Below are 25,193 nucleotides of genomic sequence, written 5' to 3'. Positions count from 1 at the left end.
GTTTTTATGAAGAAATTAATGCTGTTTCTTTTCGTGATTTTGATGGTTTCTTGTGGAAAAGATTCAGAGAATAAGAAAGATTTTACAACACTTTTTGAAACGTCAGAAGGAACTGAAACTCCAGTATACAAGGATGTCATCTCTTTTTATAAAGAATTGTCTGAAGCCTACGCAAATGTTTCTCTTTTTACCTTCGGACAAACAGATTCTGGCGAACCATTACATTTAGTGGTTTATAATAGAGAAGGCGTTTATAATATTGATGAAATTAAAAATTCAACGAAGCGTAAAATTCTAATTAATAACGGAATTCATCCAGGAGAATCAGACGGAATTGATGCTTCTATGCTGTTGATTAGAGACATTGTTCAAAACGATTCTTTAATAGAAAAATATAAAAATGCTATTGTTTGTGTCATTCCTGTGTATAATATTGGTGGTTCTTTAAATAGAAATTCACATACAAGAGCAAATCAAAACGGACCTTTAGAATACGGATTTCGAGGAAATGCTAGAAACTTCGATTTAAATAGAGATTTTATCAAACAAGACAGTAAAAATGCAGCCGCTTTTTCGGAAATTTTTCATACTGTAAATCCAGATGTTTTTATAGACAATCATGTTAGTAATGGCGCAGATTATCAATATGCAATTACACATTTATTTACGCAACATAATAAACTAGGAGGGAAGTTAGGTGCTTTTTTAGAAAATGAAATGCGCCCAAGTTTGGAGCAATCTTTGCAAAGTAAAAACATAGCAATTACGCCTTATGTAAATGTTTGGGGCACAACGCCAGAAGCAGGTTTTTCTCAGTTTTTCGATTCACCAAGATATTCTACAGGTTATACAACCTTATTTAACACCTTAGGTCTTATGGTGGAAACGCACATGTTAAAACCCTATAAGGTTAGAGTAACACAAACCTATGAGTTGCTTTTTTCTGCATTGGATTTTACTCAAGAAAACTCTCTAAAAATTAAAGAATTAAGAGCAAAAGCAGTGGAAGAAATTTTATCTAAAGAAAAGTATCCAATTGCTTTTGCTGTTGATACAAAAAATCCTACAGAATTACAGTTTAAAGGATATGAAGGTACTTATATAGATAGTAAAGTAACCACAGGAAAACGCTTGTTTTACGATACTACAAAGCCTTACATAAAACCCGTAAAATATTACAATAATTTTGTGGCAACAAAGTCTGTTGATATTCCTAAAGCCTATATTTTACAACAAGGTTGGCATAAAGTTGTAGCGCGTTTAAAAAACAATAACATTGCGTTTACACGTTTAGAAAAGGATACGTTGATTTCTGTTGAGGTGAACCATATTGATGCTTTCGAAACCCGAAAAACGGCATATGAAGGTCATTATTTACATTACAATACAACCATAACGAAAACAACACAAGCTATTCAGTTTAGAAAAGGAGATGTATATATTGATACAAATCAAAATGGCGTTCGTTATTTGTTAGAAACGTTGGAAGCAGAAGCGACAGATTCATTTTTTAATTGGAACTTTTTCGATACGATTTTACAGCAAAAAGAAGGCTTCTCTTCGTATGTTTTTGAAGATGTTGCAGCGCAAATTTTGGCAGATAATTCAGCAATTAAAAGGGCGTTTGATGAGAAAATGAAAAACGATACAGTGTTTGCTGAAAACCCGAGAATGCAATTGAATTTCATTTATAAAAATTCTCCTCATTATGAAAAAGCACATTTACGCGTACCCGTTTTTAAAATCTTTTAAATTTTTAAGTTTGATGAAATCAGTAGTTTTTTCGTTGTTCTTCATTGTTTTATTCAGTTGTACTAAAGCACCAGCACCCGTAAATACAGATTTAAAAGAAATTGCAAAAGAAATTATGGTTGCTGCAAAAAACTGTGCCTTAATTACGGTAGATTCTTTAGGAATTGCACATGCAAGAGCGATGGATCCTTTTTTACCACAAGAGGATTTTACCGTTTGGATGGGTACAAAATCGAAGAGTTCTAAAGTCAGCCAGATACAACAAAACCAAAATGTAACCTTGTATTATTTTGATAAAGAAAATGCAAGTTATGTAACTTTACAAGGAGTTGCAAGCATTGTAAATACGCCAAAAGAAAAAGAACAGTTTTGGAAAAACGAATGGAAAGACTTTTATAAAAATAGAAGTACAGATTATAGGTTGATAAAATTCACACCCAAAACAGCCAATGTAATTAGTGAAAAACATGGTGTTTTTGGAGATTCCATTACTTGGGAAACTCCAATAATAAAATTTAAAAAATAAATAAATATGAAAAAGATATTAGTAGTATTCGCCTTTACAATCCTTTTTAATTGTCAAGATTCAAAAATGAAAGAAGAAATAACAACCCCTTTTTATGTGGGAACTTACACAAAGAAAGATTCTAAAGGAATTTATAAATACGAACTTTCTAAAGAAGGAATACTCAAACAAGTTGGTTTGGTAGCAGAAACGATAAACCCCACTTTTTTAGTAAAATCTAATGATGATAAAACCCTTTTTGCAGTTGGTGAAACGAATAAAAACGGAACAGGATTTATAAAGTCTTTTAAAATTGAAAAAGATGCTTTACAATTGATTAGTAAAGAAGAAACAGGTGGAGCAGGACCTTGTTTTGTCGCAATTAATGAGGAGAATTATATTGTAGCGGCAAATTATGGTGGAGGAAGTGTTGGTTTATTAAAAGCGGAAGCTTCTGGTACATTATCAACATTATTAAATGTGCAACAACATACAGGTAAAGGAACCACAAACAGACAAAAATCTCCGCATGCACATTCAGCTTGGTTTCACCCAACTAAAAAAGAAGTGATTTCTGTAGATTTAGGAACCAATCAATTATGGTTTTCTACCATTGATACTCAAAAAGGCGCACTTGTATTTACAGCACAAAAAACCTTACAAATGGCTGAAGGAGCAGGTCCAAGACACTTAACTTTTCATCCAAATAATAAATGGATCTATGTTTTAAATGAATTGAATAATACAGTTTCGTTGGTAAAAGAAAAAAACGAATCTTATTATGTAGATTTCTCAATAGCTACCTTACCAAAAGACTTTACCGCATTTAGTAAAGCGGCAGATATTCATATTTCTAAAGATGGTAAGTTTTTATATGCTTCCAATCGTGGACATGAATCGATTGTAATGTATGAAGTAAATCCAGAAAACGGAACGTTAAAAACAATTGGTTACCAACCTGTTTTAGGAAAACATCCTCGTAACTTTTCTTTATCTCCAGATGAAAAATACCTATTGGTTGCAAATCAAGATACCAATAACATCGTTTCTTTTAAACGCGATGCCAAAACAGGTAAATTAACATTTGTAAGTGAAGTTGCTGCGCCAATGCCCGTTTGTATTTTGTTTTAAATAATATTGTAACGTAACGTAACAATTACACACTTCTGCTACCTTCTTTATAGGTGGTAACTTCCCCTTTTAGTTTTCTTTTTAACTTTACAGAGGGTTGGTAATTGATATGGTATTTCTGAATGTTTTTTTTAGGTGATAATTTTGCAGGATCATCTTCTGCGGTACTTTTAAAGCCCATTTTAAATTTACCAACATCACCTAAATCTACAATATTACCACGTTGTAAATAATAGTCTAACTTTATACCCAATGCCATTAACACTGCTTTTACATCAACTTCGTGTAAACTACACTCATTACTAATGGCGCTACTTATAAAATCTAAATCTATTTTACCAGTGTGTACAGCTTGCATGATATACTGTTCTTGTTTATTTTGTATGCTATTACTTCTTTTTGTAATTCTGTAACGGATAGCCATAATTTGTGCTTTTTATTTTGTATCTTTAAAATTGAAGGGTTCTACCTTAGGTACAGGTTGTTAAATGCCTTAGTTGTAAAAATACTACAATTTATTATATTTTATATTAGTATATTTTTTTAAATATACTAGTACTTTTATGTATTTATACTAGTGTTTTTATAAAATAGATAGTGATGCGTGTTGTAAAGGTATCGTGCTTATGTTATAGAGGATACCTGTTAATCCTAATGTTTATAATACTTCATTAATAAGTTATACATACTTCCTTTTTATTTGTGATAATTTAACGAGGCATAGGATAAGTTATTGCAAATAGTTTTTTACTTTAGATGGCTTGTAAAAGATATGTAAAATATAATTTAATTTATTAAAAAAGATAACATGAATGCCTAGACAAAATTTAAAATTTATAGACTTATTTGCTGGTCTTGGTGGTTTTCATTTAGCACTTCAGTCATTAAATCATACTTGCGTATTTGCTAGTGAACTAAATATTGAACTTAGAAAGTTATATAAAGAAAATCATAATACTGATATTGATGGAGACATCAATTTAGTTGATGTAAATAAAATACCAGATCATGATATACTCTGTGCCGGTTTTCCTTGCCAACCATTTTCAAAAGCTGGAGCAAGGTTAGGTTTAGAAGATCCAACAAATGGTAATCTCTTTTATAAAATAATGGAAATTTTAAATCGTCACAAACCAGAATTTGTTTTTTTAGAAAACGTTGCAAATCTGAAAGGACATGATGAAGGCAATACTTGGAAAGTAATATATGATGAATTATCAAAATTATATGATGTTAAAGAAGAAATATTATCACCACATCACTTTGGTATTCCTCAGCATCGTTCAAGATTTTATATTGTTGGGAGATTGAAAGAAAAAGGAGGGCTTGTTGATTTTAAATTCCCGAAAAGAGAAGAGCATGATGACATAAGTATACATAGTATCGTTATACCTGAGGATGATGATTTTATGGCTTTGAAAGAAAAAACTCAAAATCATTTGGACGTTTGGCAAGAGTTTTTGACACATTTAAAGGCAGAAGAAGTGCCAAGATTTCCTATATGGGCTATGGAGTTTGGTGCGGATTATCCGTTTGAGGGTAAAGCTCCAATAAAACAATATGCAAAAGATTTAAAAAATCATAAAGGTGTGTTTGGGGAGATCATAAAGGGGAGTTCTTTTGATGACTTATTAAAATGTTTACCTACATATGCGCAGGACGGACTTAAAAAAAATCAATCTGAATTTCCTCATTGGAAAAAAAACTATATCAGATCGAATAGAGCGTTTTATGCAAAACATAAAGAATGGTTAGATACTTGGATTCCAAAAATTAAAGAATTTGAAAATAGCCATCAAAAGTTTGAATGGAATTGTGGAAACAAAGATCCACTTATAATAAAGGATAAAATTGTTCAATTCAGACCATCTGGTATTAGAGTTAAAAAACCAACCTATTCCCCTGCATTGGTTTTAACTACTACTCAAATCCCTATTTTTCCTTGGCTAAAAAGATATATGACTAGAAATGAGGCTGCAAAATTACAATGTATGGAGGAATTAAATCAATTACCAGCAACAAGTGCTAAAGCCTTCAGAGCATTAGGAAATGCGGTGAATGTTGGTGTAGTAAAAAAAATAGCTATTAATCTAATAAGGGATTATGAATAATATAGAAAATGTATCAATAAAAATTCAAACTGGTGTTTATGGTCAGTTTAGAAACTTAAATAATACTGCCTGGTATGCTTTAGGTGAATTTGTAGATAACGCTGTTCAAAGTTTTGAAAATAATAAAGTAAGATTATATAGTGTTAATGATAATTATCAGTTCGAAGTTAGAATAACAATAGATAAAGAAAATGACGAAATAAAAATATATGACAATGCTGCTGGTATAGATTTTAAAAATTTCCAGAGAGCCTTTGAACCAGCAAACATACCAATTGATAACACCGGATTACACGAATTTGGTATGGGGATGAAAACTGCATCAATATGGCTAGCTGATATTTGGGCTGTGCGAACAGCCGGTCTTAATGAAAAAGAAGAAAGGTTAGTTGAATTTGATTTAAAAAAAGTATTAGCTGAAGATAAAGAAATATTAGTGGTTAAAAAGAAGGAAAAGGAAGTAAATAACCATTTCACGGAACTAACACTAAATAAACTTTCCTTTAACTCACCTTCTAATCATCAGATAGATAAAATAAAAAGACACTTAGTTAGTATATATAGGAAATTTATACGAAATGGTGATATGAAACTTTTTATTAACGATGATGAATTAATATATGAGGAACCTGAAATTTTAGTAGCACCTTTTTACAAGGATAAGAATGGAAAGCTAATAGAGTGGAAAAAAAATATAAGTTTCACAACTGGTAAATATAAAGCTACTGGTTTCATTGGAGTTTTAAATACCATGAGTTCTAGCACTATAAATGGGTTGTCACTTTTTCGGAGAGGACGTGTAATTGAAGGGAGTCATGATGAGAAATACAGACCAAAAGTACTCTGTGGTCAGAATGGTTCACCGAGATATAAAAGGATTTTTGGAGAATTAGAATTAGAAGGATTTTCAGTAAGTTTTAATAAAGGGAGTTTTCAAGAACATGAAGACCTAGAAGCTTTAATGGAGGCTCTAAAAGCTGAAATTTCTAATAAAGAACTGGATTTATACACGCAAGCTGAAAAGTATATAAAGCCAAAAACAAATTTTCATAACAAAACAGTAGGTAAAAGCATTGTTAAAATTTTGAAAAAAAGCAATGATAAGTTAGCTTTAAATGAAAACATTGACTTTTCTATAAGAGAAATTGAGGAGAAATCATTATCAGAAATAAATATTGAATACTCTAAGAAAGAAGGTACAATTGATTCTCATGAAAACATTATTGAATTAAAAGGCGAGAAATATAAATTGATTTTGAAACTGATAACCGACGAGGTAGTTTCGGATTTATATTCAATGACAATTCATGAAGATGAACTTTTCCATAAAAAAATTATCTATACAATAAATTTAGCTCATTCATTTTTTACAGGTTATGACAGCCTAAAGAAAGAAGAAGATTATCAACCAATAATTCAAATAATTAGATCACTAGTTCTTGCTGAAATCATTGCACCTTCACAAGGAACTACATCTGCAGGAAATATAAGACTGAACTTTAATTCATTTATTAAAAACCTTTAACAGATGTCTGAAAAAATAAAAATAATTAACAAAAAAGAATCTACTTTTAGTATTTGTCAAGGTGAAAGAACAGTCGATTTAATCTCTCGATTGGATAAATTAGACAAAGAAGAGAAAGAGACTTTGCTATTTGAGTCAGAAAGTCTTTTGAAAAATTGTATCAACCCAATTGACACGATCGGAAGTACAACAGGAATTGCAATTGGTTATGTTCAAAGTGGTAAAACAATGTCTTTTACTACATTATCTGCTTTAGCAATTGACAATGGATTCCGAATAATTATTTATTTTGCTGGAATAAAACTTAATTTATTAGATCAAACTACAAATCGTTTAAAAAAGGATTTATTAACTGATTCAGATAATAGCCGCTATTTTAAAGTTTATGAGAGTCCGAAAATAATGGATAATATGCACTTAAAAATTAAAAGTGCCCTTTTGCTAAAAAATAAACCTGCTATTCTTATTACAGTCTTAAAACATTATAAACATATTGCCGAATTAACAAAGATTTTTGAATCATTTGAAGTAAAAGAAGCACTTGGCAATAATGGTGTTTTAATAATTGATGATGAAGCAGACCAGGCAAGTTTAAATACCTATGGAAGAAAAAATAGTAAAAATGAAGATTGGGATGAAGATGAGTTTAGTTCTACCTATTCTAGTATATTAAATTTAAGAGCAAAGTTACCCAATCACTCCTACATTCAATATACTGCAACACCGCAAGGTCCATTGTTAATAAATATAATGGATTTACTATCTCCTAAATTTCACAAAGTACTAACTCCGGGTAAATCATATACAGGAGGAAAAACATTTTTTCAAGAAAACACGGATTTAATTATCTCTATACCTGAAAATGAAGTTTATCATCATAAAAGAAATCCACTTGCAGAATGTCCACAAAGTTTGATCAATGCTTTTCAAGTTTATATTTGTGGAGTTGCTATTATCGTTAATATACAAGAAAAAGAAAAGTTTTTATCTATGCTAGTACATGCTGATAGCCTTAAAGATACAAGTCGTCAATTCCATGACTGGATAAGGCTATTAAAAGATAGTTGGGAAGATCGTTTAGGGTTGAATGATGGAGATCCAAGTAAAAATGAATTAATAGAACAATTTAAGGATAATTATACAGAGGCTGTAAGAAGAATTCAAAACCCACCTACATTTGATGAGGTTTTAGAGGAGATTTTACAAGTTTTATTAGATACAAATATTGAATTAGTAATTTCTGGCTCTAAAGAAATAGACTGGAGTAATGCAACTGCACATATACTAGTAGGTGCTGATATGTTAAATAGAGGTTATACGGTTGAGGGGTTAATGGTTTCTTATATGCCTCGTTATAGTCTTGGGAAATCTAATGCAGACACCATTCAACAAAGATGTCGTTTTTTTGGATATAAGAAAAATTTTATAGATAGTTGTAGAGTTTATCTACCAAACGATTCAATTTTAGAGTACAGAGAGTATGTTGAACATGAAGAAATATTTAGAGCTAATTTAAAAGAACACACTCTTGAAGAGTATGAACAATTATTAATTATAAAAGGAAATGTAAACCCAACTCGAAATAATATTTTGTCAGTTAATCTTGTTAAACATAAATTAAGAGGATGGCGCCAAATTAACGCTTTACAGCACATTTCTGAGAACAATAATTTTATTGAAAAATTTATTTCAAATTGCACTTTTCAAGAATTTAGAAAATATGACAGTAAAGATAGGTGTCATAGATATCTTAAAATTGATATTATTGCAGCAATTGAATTTTTAAATAACTTCAAAATTGCAAATATGCCAGATACATTAAGAAAATCATCAACCATTCAGTATTTGCGTTTTCTTGCTGATAAAAAGATAATAGACCATGTTTATATTTTTGAGATGGCTTATTCAGTAACGAAAGTTAGGAGAAGAAGTTTAATAGATAGAGATCATAATTTAAAAATTAATAATATTTTCTCAGGACGATCTACTTCAGGAGTTGAAATATATCCAGGAGATAAGGGGATTAAATTTGAAGATTCTATTTGTATTCAGATTCATAAAATTAAAATAAAACATGATTCCTTGCAATGGGATAATAAATTAGTGCATACGCTAGGTTTGTATTATCCTGAAGAGTTTTCACATTCATTTGCTGGCATAAACAAAATTTAATATGAATTCTATATTCAAAATATTTCAAGAACTTAAAAAAAATAACACTTCTAATAATGAAGGCTTTGCTATTGCTTCTTTGCCCAAAATAAAGAAACATAAAATTGGTTTATCTGTAAAAGGATTACCACTATTTTTTATAAATAGTGAAATCAAATCACAAGAAAAGGTTCTTGATATAAATTTATCGGCAATTTCAATACATTTTAATCAAAAATGTAGTTTAGTTTCTAGTAAAAAAATAGAAATAGAAGGGGTTTATACTATTATAGCTTTGAAAACGAGTTCGGTTGATTTACAAGAATATTTTTTAAACATAATATATTTACTTGTTTTAAAACTACCAGAAGTTACTAAATTAAAAGAACTTAAAGTTGAAATTGAAAATCTAATTAGTCTTTTTAATAGATTTACAAAACTTCCAATAAAAACAATTCAAGGACTTTGGTCTGAATTATTAGTTATAGAACAATCGAAAAACCCTGAATATTTGATTAACTCATGGCATGTATCCCCTTCTGATAAATTTGATTTCAACGATGGTATTGATAAAATAGAAGTAAAGAGTACTTCTAAAAGTAAGCGAATTCACACCTTTTCACTAGAGCAATTAAATCCAAATAATAATTCAAAATTAATTATAGCATCATTATTTACTGTTGAAACAGGTATGGGGAAAACTATTTTTGACTTACTTGAGTTAATAGCTGAAAAAATATATAATAAAGAAATAATAATTAAAATAAATCAGATTATTTTAAATACATTAGGTTGTGATTTTGAAAAATCTTTTGATAAATATTTTGATTATCATATGGCAATTGACTCCTTAGCATTTTATGATAGTAAATTAGTGCCAAAAATTGATAATTTATTAATTGGTTCTGAGATCTCTAGAGTTCATTTTGATTCCGACTTATCAAAAATAAAGCAAGTTATTAATATTAACGAGGATTCGTTACTTCATTTAAGTTTAATAAATTAAACTTATAATTAATACATAATATGAGAAAGATATTAGCTAAAGACCTAAAATTAAAATTTGTAGAAACTTTAAATGAAATTGAAAGTTTTAGCTATAAAGATGGAAATCCTTTTTTAATACAAATTCATGAAAAGGAGTTTTTTGTTTTTTTAAAAAATATATCTTCTGCTTATTTCAAAAAATCTCCAGATATAACTCGAGTTCAATTGCCATTTAGTGAGCATTTTAATGAAATTTTTAAGGCAAAAATACCATTTATTATCCTTGGCTATGATGTGGAAAATGATTCTATGGTCAGTTGGAATCCTGGAAAAATAAAAGACAGGCTAAATGCAAAAAATAATGTATCATTATATTCAAGACACTCACTTCAGTCTAATTTTGAAAAAAATAAATTCAACTCAGGTTTTCTGAAAAATGGTGAAAAGATAATAATTTTTAGTCGTACTAAATTAGAACAATTCTTTAAAATATTACCTGAATTATTTGAGTTTAATAATTATGAAAATAATAATAAAAAGAATGAAGTAAATGAGTCTAAATTAAAATTGAATCCTGGTAAAATTGTAGAGGTAACTGATTTTAAATTATTGAATACTATAAATCCTGTAATAGAAAATAATAGAGTACTTGAGGCTGTAGAGCTTTGTATGAAATATTACGAAAATGAATTTAAGGAAATGACGTTTAAAGATTGGTTTAAAATAGTTAATAATCTTTACAAAAAATCTAAATTTGATAAGTGAATGTATATTTAACAGTTATCACATAAAAATTATTCTAAAACCATAAAAAAAGCTCAACTTTTAAAAGTTGAGCTTTTTTATTATGTTTTTAAAAGTCCTTAAAACTTATACTCACCTAAAGGTTTTGGGAAATCTTCAGGATTCGCAGCTAAGTGATAACGAGGGTCATCAATACCTTCTTCAATAACATCTTTAAACGTTGGGCTAGATTTGTATAACAATAGTTTACAATCTTCACTTAAATGTTTCAATGTAATTTTCTTACCTGCAGCTTGGTATTTTTCAACCAAAATAAAGATAGCTTCTATACCTGAGTGATCAGAAATACGCGCTTCTACGAAGTCAATTTCAATAACATCAGGATCATTTTTTATATCAAACTTATCATTAAAGTCAGTAATACTTCCAAAGAAAAGAGGTCCCCAAATTTCATAAATTTTTGTTCCATCTTCTTTAAAACGTTTTCTAGCTCTAATTTTCTTAGCACTTGTCCAAGCAAAAGATAAAGCAGAAATAATAACACCCACAAATACTGCAATTGCTAAATCAAAGAAAACAGTTACTGCAGAAACAATGATTAATACAGCGGCATCAGACATTGGTATTTTCTTTAAAATTCTAAAACTAGACCAAGCAAAAGTTTCTATCACCATCATAAACATCACACCAACAAGTGCTGCAATGGGTACTTGCTCAATATATTTATCAGCAAATAAAATAAAGGTTAATAAGGTTAACGCCATCATTACACCCGATAAACGTCCACGTCCACCAGCATTTATATTAATAACGGTTTGCCCAATCATACCACAACCACCAGTTCCTCCAAATGCGCCACTTACAATGTTACCTGCACCTTGCGCAATACATTCTTTGTTTCCATTCCCTCTAGATTCTGTTAATTCATCTACCAAATTCATAGTCATTAACGTTTCTATTAAACCAACAGAAGCTGCTAAAAAAGCATAAGGAGCTATAAATTTTAAAGTATCTAAATTAAAAGGAAGGTTGCTCCATAATTCTAAAACGTTTAAATTCTTAGAAAGTTCTGCAATTCCGTTTAAACCTGCGCCACCACCATCTCTAATAAAATCGCCAACATTAATAGAACCCAATCCACTAAAAATTGAAATTAAAGTAACAATTAAAATAGCAGTTAATGCAGCGGGTATTTTTGTGGTTATTTTAGGTAAACCCCAAACAATTAACATAGTTAGCAAAACCAAACCAATCATTATATATAAAGTTTTTCCTTGCATGGTTGTTTTTACAACACCGCTATCTTTTACGGAATAAAAGCCTTCTTCTGACGCGTTAAAAACAACTTTCTTTGTTTTTGCATCAAATACTTGTCCGTCAGATAAGAAAAATACTTCTTCCTTTGTAGTACTGTTTTTTATTGATTTACCATCAATTGAAAATAACACCGTACCAGACATGATATCTTTTACTTGGTTGTTAGATACATTGTAAACCAACTCTTTCGATTCGGTATTACGCATGTTTTGTCCGAAGAAATCTTTTTTATTTTCTTTAAACATCCCTAATTGCGCCATAAAAATAACAATGGCCAATCCGTTTACAAATCCCATCATTACAGGATGAGGAATTAAACGTACAAATTTTCCTAGTTTAAAAACACCGGCAAAAACCTGTATAATTCCCATTAAAACAACGGCGGCTAAGAGATAAAAATAACCCATATTTTCTACAGGCGTATCAAAAAGCAATCCTTTTGCGTGTCCTTCTTGTATCATATGTACAAAAATAACAGCTACTGCACCTGCTGCTCCAGAGATTAATCCTGGTCTTCCACCAAAAACGGCAGAAATGATTCCTACTACAAAAGCACCAAACAAAGCTACTATTGGGCTTATTTGTGCCACAAAAGCAAAAGCCACAACTTCTGGAATCATCGCTAAAGAAACGGTTATTCCTGCAAGGACATCATCTTTTGCATTCGGCATTATTTTTCTAATAAAATCAGTCATAATTTTGGTAATTTTTACAAGTCGGCAAAGATAGGTGGTTTTTTAAGAAAACGATCCTTCTTTGTAAGTATCGTACACTAATTTAATGTTTTCGTAGGTGTTTTTGAAAACTTCTTCGGTTTCTGCCTCATTTTTGAAAGCAACTTGGGTAATTCCTTCTTCTATTTGCGGAATTAATTCTTTCTGATAATCTGAAGTCATTAAAAACCAATACGTTTGTTTTAGTTTAGCGCCTTTATGAAAATAAATATGATACGTTGTAATTAAAGGTTTAATCAATTTTAAATTGAAAATACCACATTCTTCTTCCACTTCTCTAATAGCAGCTATTTCAATGGTTTCTCCCTTCTCAATCCACCCTTTTGGTAAATCCCAAACACCATTTCTGTAAATAAATAACACCTCGTTTTTAGAATTTAAAACCAAGCCACCTGCAGCAGGAATTACCTTTAAATTTGTAAGAAATAACTTCCAATCGTTCTCTATATCAGTAGAATATAAGTTAATGCCTTTTAGCTCTTTATTTGTAAGTTTTTGGATAATTTCATCGAAAACAACATTTTTAAAGTGGTAAGTAGGAAAGGAATTTACTTTTTTTATAGAAGAAGTGATAATTATTGGAGTATCATTTACAAAAACTTTATACATTTGCTTTATGATTTTAAACAAAGATACGGCAAAAAAAACAGCTGCACATTTATTGCAAATTAAAGCAATAAAATTGAGCCCTAGTGATCCATTTAATTGGGCGTCAGGTTGGAAGTCTCCAATATATTGCGATAATAGAATTACGTTATCTTATCCACCAGTTCGTATTTTTTTAAAAGAAGAAATTGCAAAAATTGTTGAATTAGAATACGGTAAGCCAGATGTAATTGCTGGTGTTGCTACAGGCGCAATCGCTATTGGAATTTTAGTAGCTCAAGAATTAGGTGTTCCTTTTATCTATGTTAGGCCAGAGCCAAAAAAACATGGTAGAAAGAACCAAATTGAAGGGCATTTAGAAAGCGGACAAAATGTTGTGGTAATTGAAGATTTGATTAGTACAGGAAATAGTAGCTTAAATGCAGTGGAAGCTTTAAAAGAAGCAGGTGCTGTAGTTAAAGGTATGGTTGCTATTTTTTCTTACGGATTTGACGTTGCTGACAAAAATTTTGAAGAAAAAGGAGTTCGATTATCTACGTTAAGTAATTACGAAAGTTTATTAGAGCAAGCTTTAGATAGTAGTTATATTACCGATAAAGAGCTAATTACTTTAAACGACTGGAGAAAGAGTCCGAGTGAGTGGAAACAATAAAAAAACTAAAGAATGAATATAAACGGAAATACAGTAGTTGTTGAAAAATCTGCTGAAGAAGTATTTACTTTTTTTACAGACTTAAAGAATTTTGAAGGAATCATGCCTGAGAATATTCAGAAATTTGAAGTTGATGGAGAGTCTTTTATATTTGGACTACCAGGAATGCCGGAAATTAGATTGGTTTTAAAAGAGAAAACGGAGTTTTCTAACATTACGTTAGGTGCAGCAAGTAGTAAATTACCTTTTACATTGGCAGCAGATATTAAAGAAATTTCAGAAAATAAAACGGAAGTCAAGTTAGATTTCGCAGGAGATTTTAATCCAATGATGGCAATGATGATTAAAAAACCATTGACAAAATTTGTAGATACACTTACAGAAAATATAGGGAAACTTTAAAGAATAGAAACTTCTTTAATTCCGAATTCTGCGATAGAATCATCTTCTAATTGAATTTGTAAATTTCCATCATCAGAAACACCGGAAATAAATCCCATAAAAATCTCATCCTTACTATTTTTAAACATAGTAGGGATGTTTTTTTTGTACAAAACATCTAAATATTGTTTTTCTAAAAGATGAAAATATTTAGATTCTAATAACTTAATGTTATTTTGAAGTTCAATTAAAATATCATTTAGCAAAACATCTAAATCAGATGTTATTTTAGTTTCTAATTTTAAAGAAGTAACGTTAGGAAGTGAGTTTGGGAAAATTTCTTGATTCACATTTAACCCAATTCCTACAATAGCACTCTTTATTTTGTCTCCAAAAAAACTATTTTCTATTAAAATTCCACAAATTTTCTTGTTTGCTGACAGAATGTCGTTGGGCCATTTAATAGAAAGTTTCGATATTTTTTTATCAAAAAGTACATTATAAATGGATAAAGAAATTGCGAAATTTAAATATCTTCTATGAATTATTTTCACATCGTTAAGTGAGATAAATACACTGAACGTAAGGTTTTTGTAGGGTTCAGAAATCCATGAACTTTCTTGTTGACCTCTTCCTTTTGATTGCTTTTGGGTAACAACTACCGTTAGATTTTCTAGGGCAGAAGTTAGCGACAAATTCTTTAAAAAAGAATTTGTAGAATCTATGGCATCAAGTTTGATTATTTTCAAGTGTTAAATAAACTGTAAACTACTGTAATAATACACAAAATACTCGCAAAAATATAATAACTTTGCGTTAAATTAGAAAGAAAGTTAATGACGAAGAAACAAGTAAGCACAGATGATTTAATTGCTTTTATTATTAAAGGGATTGATGAAGTTAAAGGAGAGAATATTCAATTATTAGACTTACGAGATATAGAAAATACTGTTTGCGATTATTTTATAATCTGCTCTGGTAATTCAAATACACAAGTAAATGCGATTTCTGGTTCTATTCAGAAAATAGTTAGTAAAGAGCTTAAAGACAAGCCTTGGCATATCGAAGGACAAACAAACTCTGAATGGATTTTAATGGATTATGTAAACGTTGCAGTGCACGTTTTTCAAAAACATATTCGTGAGTTTTATGATATTGAAAGTCTTTGGGGTGATGCAAAAATTACAGAGATAAAATCAGTTTAATTTTTTTATTTTATAACTAAATGAGTGATTCAAAAAAAGATAGTAAGCCTAATATGCCTAAATTTAAGTTTAATGCATATTGGATATATGGTGCAATATTTGTAGTAATAATCGCATTTCAATTTTTTAGTAGTGGAGATTTAGCTACTAAAAGTATTACGAAAAATGAGTTTAGTGAAGTATTAAAAGAAAATGACATTTCTAAAATTGTTATTTTAAATAATAGTGTCGCTCAGATTTTTATTAAGGAAGAAGCATTAAGTAAAGAAAAATACAGTAAACTTTTAAATTCTGCTTTTTATACAAAAGGCGCTTCTTTATATGAGTACAATATTGGGAATCTAGAGAATTTTGAGAACAACTTAGAAAAAGCTAAATTAGAAAATGGGTTAACCTTCGATGTAAAAAACGAAGACAAGACCAGTTTTGTAGATATGATTATTGGTTTCTTACCATTTATTGTTTTAATTGCAGTTTGGTTATTCTTTATGAAAAGAATGTCTGGTGGTGGAGCAGGATCTGGTGGTGGAGGTCAAATTTTTAGCATTGGTAAATCTAAAGCGAAACTTTTTGATAAAGACACAAAGGTGAAAACTACATTTGAAAATGTAGCAGGTTTAGAAGGTGCAAAAGAAGAGGTTCAGGAAATTGTAGATTTCTTAAAAAACCCAGAAAAATATACATCTTTAGGAGGTAAAATTCCAAAAGGAGCATTATTAGTAGGGCCTCCAGGAACAGGGAAAACATTATTAGCTAAAGCTGTTGCAGGTGAAGCTGATGTTCCTTTCTTCTCTTTATCTGGTTCAGATTTTGTTGAAATGTTTGTAGGTGTAGGTGCTTCTCGTGTAAGAGATTTATTTAAGAAAGCTGCAGAAAAATCACCTTCTATTATTTTTATTGATGAGATTGATGCTATTGGTAGAGCTCGTGGAAAAAATAGTATGACTGGTGGTAATGATGAACGTGAAAACACGTTGAATCAATTATTAACTGAAATGGATGGTTTTGGTACAGATGTTAATGTTATTGTATTAGCTGCAACAAACAGAGCAGATGTTTTAGATAGTGCGTTAATGCGTGCAGGTCGTTTTGATAGACAGATTTATGTAGATCTACCTAATATTAATGAAAGAAAAGAAATTTTTGAAGTACATATTAAACCTTTAAAATTAGCAGAAGATGTTAAGATTGATTTCTTAGCACAGCAAACTCCTGGTTTTTCTGGAGCTGATATTGCTAATATGTGTAATGAATCTGCTTTAATTGCTGCTAGAAATGGTAAAAAAGCAATTCATCATCAAGACTTTTTAGATGCTGTAGATAGAATTGTTGGTGGTTTAGAAAAGAAAAATAAAGTGATTACTCCAAAGGAGAAAAAAGTGATTGCTTTTCATGAAGCGGGTCATGCAACTATAAGTTGGATGTTAGAACATGCTGCTCCATTGGTAAAGGTTACAATTGTTCCTAGGGGTCAATCTTTAGGTGCTGCTTGGTATTTACCAGCAGAAAGAATGATTGTTCAAACTGAACAAATGTTAGATGAAATGTGTGCTACAATGGGTGGTAGAGCAGCAGAAAAAGTAATGTTTGATAAAATTTCTACAGGAGCTTTAAGTGATTTAGAAAAAGTTACTAAGCAAGCTAGAGCAATGGTTACTGTGTATGGTTTAAATGAAGAAATAGGTAATATTACGTATTATGATTCTTCAGGTAATGATGGTTTTGTAAAGCCTTATAGTGAAGAAACTGGAAAGAAAATCGATAAAGAAATTTCTAAAATGATTGAAGCTCAATATGAAAGAGCTATAGAGATTTTAGATGAGAATAAAGATAAATTGACTGTTCTTGCTGAATTGTTATTAGAAAAAGAAGTTATCTTTAAAGATGATTTAGAAAAAATATTTGGAAAAAGGCCTTTTGAGGATATTTTACCCCAGGTTGAAGCAAAAAAAGAAAAAGTAATTGAAGAAAAGGAAGATATTCAACCAGTAGCAGAAAGCACTGAAGAATAATTAAACATCTTTAATTATATGAGTTTTTTTAAAAAGTTATTCAATATCCCTATAAAGGAAGATAAAGAGATTCAGAAGCAAGAAGTAGCTCTTTCTTTAGATGACTTATTTGTACATAATTTTGTTGAAAAAGGAGGGAAGTTCCTGTATTCTTCAGATAAATTAGAAGTTACAGATAACTTAAAGAATATTTTAAAAGAAAATAATTGGAAACAGTTAACTCTTTTAGATAGTAAGTTATCTGCTTTTTTTAGTGAAAAAGATGTAAAAATAAGTAATAATTTTAATGCTGATGTTCCTGTTTTCTTGAATTGCGAGCATTTAATTGCTGATAATGGAGATATTTTATTTTCTTCAAATCAGTTAAAAAGTTCGAAGTTATCTGAGATGCCGCAAAATTTTATTGTTTATGCAACTACAAGTCAGTTGGTTAATGATATGGGGCAAGGTTTAACTGGTATTAAAATACATCATAAAGGAAATCTACCTACAAACATTTCTGCCATAAAAAATTACAGCATTAATAAAAATGATGATAATTTCTTAAACTATGGAAACAGTAACTCAAAAAACTTATATTTGCTGCTATTAGAAGATTTATAATATGAGTAACCTTTTAAAAAGGAGTCTATCAGGCATTATTTACGTTTTAATTTTTTTATCTGCAATTCTTTTTTCAAAAGAATCGTATATAATTTTAACCTCTTTATTCGCATTAATATGTGTTTGGGAGTTTTCTAAATTAATACAATTTAAAGGTTTAGTTGGGTACGTTTTTTTCTGTCTAACATTATTTTTAATATTAAAAAGACCTGAAAGTTATGCCGTTATTGGTGTTTTAGGAATCACTATAATTTCTTCGTTATTCTTAATTTACTATTTGTTTGCAAAAAAAGAAATTACATTTTCTAATGATAGATCTAAGTCAGGTTTATTAATAAGGTATGTTATATTTTCAATGATATTTTTAGTCCTTTTACCTATCTATAAAGGGGCGTACAATCCATATTTAATGATTTCTATATTAGTAATGATTTGGGTTAATGATAGTTTTGCTTTTTTAGTTGGTAAGAATTTTGGAAAAAGAAAGCTATTTGTTTCAGTTTCTCCAAAAAAAACACAAGAAGGATTTTTAGGAGGTTTAGTGTTTGCTCTTATTTCTGCCTATATTATTAGTCAATTTAATAACGACTTTTCAACTATTAACTGGTTAATTATAGCGCTTATTGTAAGTGTAATTGGTACTATAGGAGATTTAGTAGAGTCTAAATTTAAAAGACAAGCTAACATTAAAGACAGTGGTACTATTATGCCAGGTCATGGAGGTATGTTAGATCGATTAGATAGTTTGCTGTTTGCAGCTCCGTTTGTATATTTGTATATTAATTTTATAATTTAAGTATGATTCGTTTTCACAAAGAAGGATATAAAATAATTACTATTGCTTTAATTTTATCTGTTGCAGGTATTTTATTAGCAGAAAATTTCATTGAAATACCTTGGTTGGTAAAAGCTATTCAGATTCTAATTATTGGGTTTTTAATAATTATTTTACAATTTTTTAGAAATCCTAAAAGAGTCGCTCCTTTAAATGACAATGTGTTAGTTGCACCCGTTGATGGTAAAGTTGTTGTTATAGAAGAAGTAGAAGAGCCAGAATATTTTAAAGGTAAAAGGCTACAAGTATCTATTTTTATGTCTCCGATTAATGTGCATGTTACTAGATATGCAATGAGTGGAGTTGTAAAATATAGTAAATATCACCCTGGTAAATATTTGGTTGCATGGCATCCAAAAGCATCTACAGAAAACGAAAGAACTTCAATTGTAGTAAATAATAAATCTTTTGGAGATGTATTATACAGACAAATTGCAGGAGCTTTAGCAAAAAGAATCGTAAACTACGCCAAAGTAGGAGATAAAACAATACAGGGTGCTGATGCAGGATTTATTAAATTTGGATCTAGAGTAGACCTTTTTCTTCCATTAGGTACAAAGTTAAACGTATCTTTAGGAGACAAAGTTAAAGGTGGTGTTCAAGTAATTGCAGAAAAATAGTATTTATGGAATCTGATTTAGACAAAGAGTTTAATGAAGCTTTCGATAGAATTTCTAAATTAAGGAAAGCGATTGCTCCGGATATAATGCTAAAATTTTATGCTTATAACAAGCAGGCAAATTTTGGTAATAAATTTTCTTTTAATAGCGAACTTAATGTAAGAAGTGCATTTAAGTTAAATGCATGGATGCAATTAAACGGAATGAAATCTGAAGTTGCAAAAAAAGAATACATAAATTTAGCGAAAACAGTTTTAAATCATAAAAAATAACATCATGAAAAGAGGTATAGTATTATCATTATTAATGTTTGTAGCGTTTAGTTTTTCATCTTGTAAATCAGAAAAAAAAGCAGATGCTGATAAAGTAAACAAAATTGAAGCTAAAAAAAGTATTGCAGCTTTTTCATTAGAGAAAGCTTCAAATGAAATAAACTTTACAGCTTATAAAACTACTGATAAAGTTGCTGTAGGAGGTCAATTTAAAAAAGTTGACATTACCTCTGGAGGTGAAGGAAACTCAATTAAAGAAGCTATTAATAATGCTGAATTCTCTATACCTGTAAGTAGTATTTTTACAAAGGATACGAGTAGAGATTTTAAAATTAAAAAATTCTTTTTTGGTGTTATGGATAAAACAAAATTATTATCTGGTAAGCTAGTTTTAGAAAATGACTCAATTGGTTATGCTAATATTAAAATGAATGGAATTACAGAAAAAGTAGCCTTCTTTTATACTATTGAAGCAAATACTTTTTCTATGAATGCAACTATGGATATTACCAAATGGAACGCTTCTGAAGCATTGAATTCTTTAAATACAGTTTGTAAAGACTTGCATAAAGGAGCAGATGGAGTTTCAAAAACTTGGAGTGAAGTTGCACTAAATATTAAATCTACATTTTAAATTTTTATTTTTTTTATAGTTTTATTAAAAAAATTATATATATTTGAACATATTTAAAATTAATTAACCCCTAAAAATTAATGATTAAGTATTAACAAAATACTTTTCTGTCCCCTACCTAATGACTAAAAAAATTTCCCCTAATTTTTTAAGACATTCTACTGTCTTAATAATATTTTTACAATCATTTCTAATTTTTTCACAAAGCGTTGATGTAACTATAGCTGTTGATTGGCCTGAATGGTCATCTGAAAATAAAATAGAACTTTTGGCTACAAATGGAGACATTTTGGCGACTGTTGATAATGGTTATACTGGTTCTGGTAATGCAGCGTTTGATAATAATTCATCACTTAGTACTACTCCTGTGGTTGTTAATGATAATGTTCCAGAAGGTTCTGGTTATTCAGTAAAGATATATGATAAGTTTGGTGATGGTTGGAATGGAAGCGGTTATGCTACAGTTAATGTAGATGGAGTAGATGTTTTAACTCTTAATGATGCTTTTTTCGATAATACTTCCCTTTCTAATGTAGAAATTTTTAAAGAAATTCATTTTGCTGTAAATGAAGCTCCTGTTTTAGATGATGCTTCTTTTAGTTATCCAAGTGCTTCAGTAGCTATAACAGACTCAGACCCATCACCTACAATTACCGGAGAAACAGGTGGGACTTTTACATCAACCTCTGGTTTAAGTATTAATAATTCTACAGGAGTAATAGATGTTTCTAATTCTATTGTAGGTAGTTATGTTGTAACTTATACTACAACTGCACCAGATCAAAATAGTGCAACTTTTAATGTAACAATTGCTTTTGCAGTTTCACAATACTTTGATTCTAGTAAAAAATATATAGAATACATTCCGGGAAATATGCCTGTAATTATTTCTGCTCCTCATGGAGGAGTTTTACAAGCTGGTTCTCAAGATTGTTGTTTAAGCAGTACTACATATCCTCATAATGATAGTGATTTATCGAACAGAAATTGTGGTTCTGATGAGCGAGATGATAATACAGATATCTTAATTCGTGAAATTCAAAAAAAGTGTTACGAACAATATGGTTTGTATCCTTATATTATTATTAATAATTTACACAGGTCTAAATTAGACCCAAATAGAGATATAGTTGAAGCAACTTGTGGAAGTTCAGGTTCAGATAAGTATTATAATGCTTTTCATAATTTTATAGATGCTGCAAGTGCAGATATTACAGCAAATTTTGGTAAAGGATTGTATATAGATTTACACGGACAAAGTCATTCAGTGCCTAGAATTGAAGCTGGTTATAATTTACCTAGTAGTTCTTATGATGAAGACTTAAATAATTCAGCGACAAATGCTACAGAATTGTCAAGAGTAACAATTAAAAACCTAATTAGTGATAACCTTCAAAATTTAACTTTTGAAGATTTAGTTAGAGGTTCCGAAAGTTTAGGAGGTTTATTACAAACTACTGGTGGAAGTGAATATTTAGCAATTTCAGATAATACAACATGTGGTAAAACTGCTGGTTATAGAACTGTGCCAAGTCATATTGGAGACGGTAATCAAGGAAGTTGTGATGATACAAACCCAGGAGGTTACTCTTATTTTTCTGGTGATTACTATAATAATATTAGACATGGATCTGGTAGTACTTCGCATGCAAACTCTATAGTAGGAGCAGGAGGTAGTTTAAATGGAGGTGGTGGAACTATTGATGGTATAATGACTGAAGTAAACAGACGTGTAAGAGACATGGGGTCTACTTATTCTGGTTATGCATATCCTTACAATAGAACAGATTCAAGAAGTGCAACAATTCCTTATTTTTCTAGAGATTATGCTACTGTTATAAAAACATATATAGATCTACATTACAATGATTTTTCTAAGTTTTCATATGCTACAAGTAATTACTCTATTTATGGTTTAGATGCTACTCCAACTATTGCTGGAATTTCAGGAGGAACTTTTTCAAGTACTTCAGGTTTGTCAATTAACGCATCAACAGGTGTTATAGATGTATCTGCATCTTCTACAGGAACCTATACGGTAACTTATATAGCTCAGAATATTGCTAATTATTATAAACAAGAAAAATCAATAACTATAAATAATAATGCAGTTACAAATACATTTACTGCTTCAAATGGTGATTGGTCATCAATTTCTAATTGGGATTTAGGAAGATTACCAATTGCAAATGATTTAGTTTCAATTCCATCAGGGAAAACAGCAAATTTAGATGTGTCATATATTACGGTTACTGACGTTTCTGTTGTAGGAACATTAAACATAAATTCGGGTAAATCAATTACTATTACTGGAAATTTAACAACAACAGGTACTACAAATATTAAATCTGATGCTACAAGCAGTGGTTCTATAATAGTTGATGGAAGCTCTATAGGTAACATTGTTTATAATAGATATATAAAAGATAATGCTAACTGGTATATAATTTCGAGTCCAGTAGAAAACCAAGATATTGATGTTTTTGCTAATGCTAGTTCATTAGTTGCTGGTGCTGGTAATGATAATAGAGGTTTGGGTTCTTATAATAATGCAACTCCAGCTTGGGTATATTATCAAAACGGAACAACGACTTCTGGAGATTTTGAATTAGGAAAAGGATATTCAATAAGGTTATCTTCAGCAGGAAATGTAACTTTTGCAGGAAATTTAAAAACGGACGATGTTGTTAAAAATGTAACAGTTGGTTCTAATGGATGGAATTTAATAGGAAATCCTTATCCTTCATTTGTTAACGTAAATAAACCTGCAGATGCTGCCAATAATATTTTAGATTTAGGTATAAACTTTTCTATTTTACAATCTGGTTTTAAAGCAATTTACTTCTGGGATACTGTTTCGGATACTTATAAACCAATTAATAATACTTCAGATGCAAAATATTTAGCGCCAGGTCAAGGTTATTTTGTAAGAGTTAATGCTGATGGTTCTATTACTTTGAATGAAAAGATGCAAAGTCATAGAACTGGAGATTATTTCTCAAAAAGTAGTTCTGATAGATTTGAAATCAAGTTAAAAATCAATAATGGTTTATCAACGGAAAAAAATACTGATATAAAATATATAGCAGGAACTACAACTGGTTTAGATGAAGGCTATGATGCTGGTTTATTTAATACTACAGCTTCATACTCTATATACACTCATTTAGTGTCTGATAAAGACGGAACAAAATATGCGCTACAAGCATTGCCAAATAGTAATTTTGATACAATGGTTGTTCCTGTAGGTTTGAATGCTAATAAAGATTCTGAAATTATTTTTTCAGCGGATATGAATAACATTCCTACTGGTGTAAAAGTCTACTTAGAGGATAAAGTAGAAAATGTTTTTACAAGAATTGATGAAGGCTCTTATAAAACAATTTTAGAGGAAGATGAAAATGGTATTGGTCGTTTTTATCTTCATACAACATCAGAGACTCTTTCGGTAGATAATTTAGTTTCTGGTTCTAAAGTTAAAATTTATAATACAGACTCTAATTCAATAAAAGTAATAGGTCTTAATATTGATGAAGCTTCTTTTAAGTTAATTTCAGTTTTAGGTAAAGAAGTTTTAAGTACAAAACTTAGTAATAAAGCAATTCAAGAAGTAGCATTGCCTAAATTAAATACAGGAATCTATTTTGTTCAAATAAAATCTCAATCAGAAGAAATTAGTAAAAAAATTATTTTAGAGTAACCCTAACTTTAATACAATGAAACAAATAAACGGTAAAAATAGCATAGAAGAAATTTCTAGAAAAGAAGCTATAAAAAAAATTGGAAATTATGGTAAATATGCCGCTTTAACAGCATTAGGAACCTATATGATTTTAAACCCTCAGAAAGCACAAGCATCATCATTGGCTGAACCAGGAACAGGTTTTTTCTAAATAAACAGTTATAGTAAAAAATTAAATAAACACCCCTAAAAATTAAATTTTACACCCCTAAACTTTAACAAAATGAAAAATTTTAAAAACAAATTATTTTTAGCAATTATTTTATTATGTGCTTTTTATGTAAATGCACAAGATTATTTAATGACATTAAACCCAACAGCATTAAACTTTATAGACAAAGATGCTAAAGAATTCGAAGGAGAAACTTTAGTCAATGATGGTACTTATACTTACGTATATGATGGAGGAGAAGTAGAAGTTGTTTATAAAGGTGACGAGCATTATGAGTTTCATGATAATAAAAAATACTTTATTAAATCTAAACTTTTTTGGGTATCTGAAGATTTAGTGTATGTAACAATAGAAGATTTTACAATACCTAACTTTCCTTTTAAAAGAGGAACAAAAATGAAAATAGAAATTACAAAAATAGAAAAAGGGTTTGTTTATTATAAATCGACTCTAGGTGGAAGAACTTGGCTGGGGAAAATGAAGGAGAGTAACTTAGAATAAA

Annotated in this window: 24 protein-coding genes; 20 read left to right on the top strand and 4 right to left on the bottom strand. The window is 29.8% G+C overall.

Annotation, left to right across the window (positions count from 1 at the left end; all coding sequences use genetic code 11):
- Window positions 1–6 precede the first annotated feature (6 nt).
- The 3 genes from BTO07_RS07320 to BTO07_RS07310 are packed head-to-tail and all read left to right on the top strand — an operon-like array spanning window position 7 to window position 3,388.
- Window positions 7–1,752 (top strand): M14 family metallopeptidase, encoded by a 1,746-nt coding sequence (locus tag BTO07_RS07320; RefSeq protein ID WP_087520611.1) that lies wholly within the window; start codon window positions 7–9, stop codon window positions 1,750–1,752.
- 13 nt (window positions 1,753–1,765) lie between these two features.
- Entirely contained in the window at window positions 1,766–2,278 is a 513-nt protein-coding gene (locus BTO07_RS07315; protein ID WP_087522576.1) for a pyridoxamine 5'-phosphate oxidase family protein, read from the top strand.
- A gap of 6 nt (window positions 2,279–2,284) precedes the next feature.
- A complete protein-coding gene (locus tag BTO07_RS07310; RefSeq protein ID WP_087520610.1) occupies window positions 2,285–3,388 on the top strand; it encodes a lactonase family protein in 1,104 nt (367 codons plus the stop codon).
- 25 nt (window positions 3,389–3,413) lie between these two features.
- On the opposite strand, the gene BTO07_RS07305 is transcribed toward BTO07_RS07310, so the two are convergent.
- Window positions 3,414–3,812 (bottom strand): DNA-binding protein, encoded by a 399-nt coding sequence (locus tag BTO07_RS07305; protein ID WP_087520609.1) that lies wholly within the window; start codon window positions 3,810–3,812, stop codon window positions 3,414–3,416.
- A gap of 388 nt (window positions 3,813–4,200) precedes the next feature.
- Between BTO07_RS07305 and dcm the strand changes: the two genes are divergently transcribed.
- The 5 genes from dcm to BTO07_RS07280 are packed head-to-tail and all read left to right on the top strand — an operon-like array spanning window position 4,201 to window position 10,927.
- The gene (gene dcm, locus BTO07_RS07300) at window positions 4,201–5,499 is read left to right on the top strand and encodes a DNA (cytosine-5-)-methyltransferase (RefSeq protein WP_087520608.1); all 1,299 of its coding nucleotides are present in this window, start codon (window positions 4,201–4,203) and stop codon (window positions 5,497–5,499) included.
- Window positions 5,492–7,024: an ATP-binding protein gene (locus BTO07_RS07295; RefSeq protein WP_087520607.1), complete on the top strand. Its 1,533-nt coding sequence runs from the start codon at window positions 5,492–5,494 to the stop codon at window positions 7,022–7,024. Before dcm ends, BTO07_RS07295 begins: the two co-directional genes overlap by 8 nt.
- 3 nt (window positions 7,025–7,027) lie before the next feature.
- Window positions 7,028–9,196: a Z1 domain-containing protein gene (locus BTO07_RS07290; protein WP_087520606.1), complete on the top strand. Its 2,169-nt coding sequence runs from the start codon at window positions 7,028–7,030 to the stop codon at window positions 9,194–9,196.
- A gap of 1 nt (window position 9,197) precedes the next feature.
- On the top strand, window positions 9,198–10,181 hold the full coding sequence (locus tag BTO07_RS07285; protein WP_087520605.1) for a PD-(D/E)XK motif protein: 984 nt from the start codon (window positions 9,198–9,200) through the stop codon (window positions 10,179–10,181).
- A gap of 20 nt (window positions 10,182–10,201) precedes the next feature.
- On the top strand, window positions 10,202–10,927 hold the full coding sequence (locus BTO07_RS07280) for a hypothetical protein (protein ID WP_087520604.1): 726 nt from the start codon (window positions 10,202–10,204) through the stop codon (window positions 10,925–10,927).
- Window positions 10,928–11,025: 98 nt separating this feature from the next.
- Here BTO07_RS07280 and BTO07_RS07275 read toward each other — a convergent pair whose 3' ends face one another.
- Window positions 11,026–12,918, bottom strand: coding sequence for a SulP family inorganic anion transporter (locus BTO07_RS07275; RefSeq protein WP_087520603.1), 1,893 nt, complete (start codon window positions 12,916–12,918; stop codon window positions 11,026–11,028).
- A 42-nt stretch (window positions 12,919–12,960) separates the two neighbouring features.
- The gene (locus BTO07_RS07270) at window positions 12,961–13,566 is read right to left on the bottom strand and encodes an NUDIX hydrolase (protein ID WP_087522575.1); all 606 of its coding nucleotides are present in this window, start codon (window positions 13,564–13,566) and stop codon (window positions 12,961–12,963) included.
- A gap of 7 nt (window positions 13,567–13,573) precedes the next feature.
- Between BTO07_RS07270 and pyrE the strand changes: the two genes are divergently transcribed.
- Window positions 13,574–14,215 carry an orotate phosphoribosyltransferase gene (gene pyrE, locus BTO07_RS07265; RefSeq protein ID WP_087520602.1) on the top strand — a complete coding sequence of 214 codons (642 nt, stop codon included), beginning with the start codon at window positions 13,574–13,576 and terminating at the stop codon, window positions 14,213–14,215.
- Between the two features lie 12 nt (window positions 14,216–14,227).
- Window positions 14,228–14,617, top strand: coding sequence for an orotate phosphoribosyltransferase (locus tag BTO07_RS07260; RefSeq protein ID WP_087520601.1), 390 nt, complete (start codon window positions 14,228–14,230; stop codon window positions 14,615–14,617).
- Here the strand turns inward: BTO07_RS07260 and BTO07_RS07255 are convergent.
- Window positions 14,614–15,345 (bottom strand): biotin--[acetyl-CoA-carboxylase] ligase, encoded by a 732-nt coding sequence (locus BTO07_RS07255; protein ID WP_087520600.1) that lies wholly within the window; start codon window positions 15,343–15,345, stop codon window positions 14,614–14,616. The genes BTO07_RS07260 and BTO07_RS07255 overlap by 4 nt on opposite strands.
- Before the next feature lie 87 nt (window positions 15,346–15,432).
- On the opposite strand from BTO07_RS07255, the gene rsfS reads away from it, so the two are divergent.
- The 10 genes from rsfS to BTO07_RS07210 all read left to right on the top strand — a co-directional run bounded on the left by rsfS (window position 15,433) and on the right by BTO07_RS07210 (window position 25,192).
- Window positions 15,433–15,801, top strand: coding sequence for a ribosome silencing factor (rsfS, locus tag BTO07_RS07250; RefSeq protein WP_087520599.1), 369 nt, complete (start codon window positions 15,433–15,435; stop codon window positions 15,799–15,801).
- Window positions 15,802–15,821: 20 nt separating this feature from the next.
- Window positions 15,822–17,813, top strand: coding sequence for an ATP-dependent zinc metalloprotease FtsH (gene ftsH / locus BTO07_RS07245; RefSeq protein ID WP_087520598.1), 1,992 nt, complete (start codon window positions 15,822–15,824; stop codon window positions 17,811–17,813).
- Window positions 17,814–17,831: 18 nt separating this feature from the next.
- Window positions 17,832–18,416 (top strand): LUD domain-containing protein, encoded by a 585-nt coding sequence (locus tag BTO07_RS07240; RefSeq protein WP_087520597.1) that lies wholly within the window; start codon window positions 17,832–17,834, stop codon window positions 18,414–18,416.
- Between the two features lies 1 nt (window position 18,417).
- Complete coding sequence (locus BTO07_RS07235) at window positions 18,418–19,212, top strand: phosphatidate cytidylyltransferase (RefSeq protein ID WP_087520596.1); 795 nt, start codon at window positions 18,418–18,420, stop codon at window positions 19,210–19,212.
- Window positions 19,213–19,214: 2 nt separating this feature from the next.
- Complete coding sequence (locus BTO07_RS07230) at window positions 19,215–19,871, top strand: phosphatidylserine decarboxylase family protein (RefSeq protein WP_087520595.1); 657 nt, start codon at window positions 19,215–19,217, stop codon at window positions 19,869–19,871.
- Window positions 19,872–19,876: 5 nt separating this feature from the next.
- Complete coding sequence (locus tag BTO07_RS07225) at window positions 19,877–20,143, top strand: acyl-CoA-binding protein (protein ID WP_087520594.1); 267 nt, start codon at window positions 19,877–19,879, stop codon at window positions 20,141–20,143.
- Window positions 20,144–20,147: 4 nt separating this feature from the next.
- Window positions 20,148–20,777 (top strand): YceI family protein, encoded by a 630-nt coding sequence (locus BTO07_RS07220; protein ID WP_087520593.1) that lies wholly within the window; start codon window positions 20,148–20,150, stop codon window positions 20,775–20,777.
- A gap of 121 nt (window positions 20,778–20,898) precedes the next feature.
- Window positions 20,899–24,477, top strand: coding sequence for a T9SS type A sorting domain-containing protein (locus BTO07_RS07215; RefSeq protein ID WP_087520592.1), 3,579 nt, complete (start codon window positions 20,899–20,901; stop codon window positions 24,475–24,477).
- 16 nt (window positions 24,478–24,493) lie between these two features.
- Entirely contained in the window at window positions 24,494–24,670 is a 177-nt protein-coding gene (locus BTO07_RS17415; RefSeq protein ID WP_198342523.1) for a hypothetical protein, read from the top strand.
- Between the two features lie 72 nt (window positions 24,671–24,742).
- Window positions 24,743–25,192, top strand: coding sequence for a hypothetical protein (locus BTO07_RS07210; RefSeq protein ID WP_087520591.1), 450 nt, complete (start codon window positions 24,743–24,745; stop codon window positions 25,190–25,192).
- The last annotated feature ends 1 nt before the right edge of the window (window position 25,193 follow it).

The sequence above is a fragment of the Polaribacter sp. SA4-12 genome (assembly GCF_002163675.1).
Lineage (GTDB): Bacteria > Bacteroidota > Bacteroidia > Flavobacteriales > Flavobacteriaceae > Polaribacter.
This window is presented reverse-complemented; position numbering and strand designations above follow the sequence as displayed.